Source organism: Actinoallomurus acaciae (assembly GCF_042429965.1).
Lineage (GTDB): Bacteria > Actinomycetota > Actinomycetes > Streptosporangiales > Streptosporangiaceae > Actinoallomurus > Actinoallomurus acaciae.
On the sequence record NZ_JBHLZP010000818.1, the window covers coordinates 1 to 2,559 of the forward strand.

General features: G+C 73.7%; 2 protein-coding genes and 1 pseudogene. All 3 read left to right on the forward strand.

Translation table 11 applies throughout. The features are described from left to right. Positions 1–1,133: thiamine pyrophosphate-binding protein (locus ACFFNX_RS47475; RefSeq protein WP_378212996.1), on the forward strand; the 1,133-nt coding region annotated here is incomplete at its 5' end. Further along, entirely contained in the window at positions 1,130–2,314 is a 1,185-nt protein-coding gene (locus tag ACFFNX_RS47480; RefSeq protein WP_378212997.1) for a CaiB/BaiF CoA transferase family protein, read from the forward strand. The genes ACFFNX_RS47475 and ACFFNX_RS47480, both read left to right, overlap by 4 nt. Further along, positions 2,301–2,559, forward strand: a pseudogene (locus ACFFNX_RS47485) (xylulokinase); the annotation flags it as partial. The gene ACFFNX_RS47480 and the pseudogene ACFFNX_RS47485, both read left to right, overlap by 14 nt.

Below are 2,559 nucleotides of genomic sequence, written 5' to 3' on the forward strand. Positions count from 1 at the left end.
CCACCGCGTGGGTGGGGCAGCGGCCCCGGCCCGCCGCCGACGCCCTGCGGGAGGCCGCCGACCTCATCACCGAGGCCCGCCGGCCCGTCCTGTGGCTCGGCAACGGCTGCAACCGCGCCCAGGCCGGCCAGGCGGCGCTGGACCTGGCCGAGACGCTGCGGGCACCGGTGCTGACGACCTTCAACGGCATCGGTGCGGTCCCCACCACCCACCCGCTGGTGTGCGGCGTGCTGAGCCGGATGGGCACCGGCCTGTCGGCCGGGGTGCTGCGCGAGGCCGACCTGGTGATCGCCGTGGGCAACAGCCTCAACGCCGTCTCCACCAGCCGGTGGACGCTGGACCTGCCGCGGATCGTCCACATCGACGTGGACCCGGCGACGATCGGCCGGTACTACGGCGACCGCACCGTCGGCGTCGTCGGTGACGCCGACGCGACCCTGCGCGAGCTGGGCACGGCGCTGGCCGGCCACGACACCACGGCACGCGTCGGCTGGATCGACGACGTCCAGCGGCGCCGGGAGGCGTGGTGGCGGCGGCCCGAGCCGCGCGCCGCCGCCCCGCTCTCGCCGGCCGACATCGTGCCGGTCCTGCGCGACGCCAGCCCGGACGAGACGCTGCTGATCCCCGATGCCGGCAACCCCGGCGTGTGGTCCTACCTGTGGGAAGTGCGCCGGACCGGCACCTACATCAAGCCCGTAGGATTCGGCAACATGGGATTCGCGGTGCCTGCCGCCGTCGCAGCGGCGGCCATCGACCCCGAGCGCCCCGTCCTCGCCCTGGTCGGCGACGGTTCCCTCGGCATGACCCTGGCCGAGCTGGAGACGCTGGTACGCGTACCCGGCCGGGTCTGCGTCGTCGTCCTCAACGACGCCGGGTACGGCAACATCCGTCAGGAGCAGATCGTCAAGTACGGCCCGCGCACGATCGGCGTGGACTTCGGCGAGGTCGACTACGCCCGCGTGGCCGAGGGCCTGGGCCTGCGCGCCGCCCGCGTCACCGACCTGACCCTGCTGGCCAAGGGGGTCGGCGAGGCGCTTCACGGCGACCGGCCCGTCCTGTTCGACGTCCCGATCGACCCGGACGTCAACGCCTGGACCTACCCGGCGTTCCAGACCACCGGGACCGACGAATGACCGGAGTGCTCGACGGGGTGCGGGTCCTGGACCTGTCCCGGTTCATCGCCGGGCCGCTGTGCTGCCAGATGCTCGGCGACATGGGCGCCGAGGTCATCAAGGTCGAACGGCCGGGCGGCGAGGACGCCCGCATGCACGCGCCCTTTCACCGCGGCGAGAGCATCTACACGATGGTCTACAACCGCAACAAGTACGGCGCGACCCTCGACACCCGGCACCCGCGCGCCCGCGAGCTGCTGGCCGCCCTCATCGAGCGCAGCGACATCGTCGTGGAGAACTACCGGCCCGGCACGATGGCCGCGATGGGCCTGTCCTACCAGGACATGACGGCCATCAGACCCGACGTCATCCTGGTGTCGATCTCCGGGTTCGGCCAGACCGGGCCGCTGGCCGGCCGGGCCCTGTTCGACGCGATCGCCCAGGCCGCCTCCGGGCTGATGAGCGTCACCGGGCCGGCCGACGGCGAGCCCGTGCTCACCGGCGCCTACATCGCCGACCACATCGCCGGGTACCACGGCATGATCGGCGCCCTGCTGGCGCTGATGCACCGCCGCGCCACCGGCGAGGGCCAGCACGTCGACGTGTCCTCGCTCGACGCGCTGTTCTCCACCCTGGGCACCCGGCCCGCCGCGTACGCGATGCTCGGCGAGCAGCCCCGCCGTACCGGCTCACGCGACCTGCTCAACGCCCCGGCCAACGTCTTTCCCGCCCGGGACGGGCACGTCTACCTGCACGCCGGCACCGACGGGCTGTTCCCGAAACTGTGCGCCGCGATGGGCCGGCCGGACCTGGCCGCCGACCCTCGCTACCGCACCGTCGAAGAACGCCGTGCCCACACCGCCGAACTGGAGGAGGAGGTCGCCGCCTGGACCGGCCGGCACGACTGCGCCCACATCACCGGGGCGCTGGCCGAGGCCGGCGTGCCGTGCGGGAAGGTCGCCCAGATCCCCGAGGTCGTCGAGTCCGAGCAGATCGCCGCGCGGGAGATGATGCTCGACGTCGAGCATCCGGAGCTGGGCCCGCTGCGGCTGCCCGGCATCCCGATCAAGATGGGCGGCACTCCCGGCACCGTGCGCAAGGCGCCGCCACGGGTCGGGGAGGACAACGACCACGTCTACCGCGACCTGCTCGGCCTGTCGGAGCAGGAGATCGAGAAGCTGGCCGACGATGGGGCACTGTGAACGCGCCGTGTGCGCCGTCGACGTGGGCACCTCGGCGGTCCGCGCGGCGCTGGTCACCCCGGAGGGGAAGACGCTGCGCCTGGCCAGACGCCCCCGCGACGGCGACGTGGCGCACACGTTCGACGCCGAGGTGCTGTGGCGGGACCTGGTCGCGGTGCTGCGGGACCTGCACGGAGCCGCCGAGGTCACGGCGCCGGCGATGGCCGGGCACGTCGTGGCGGTGGCCGTCGGCGCCGGCGGGGCGG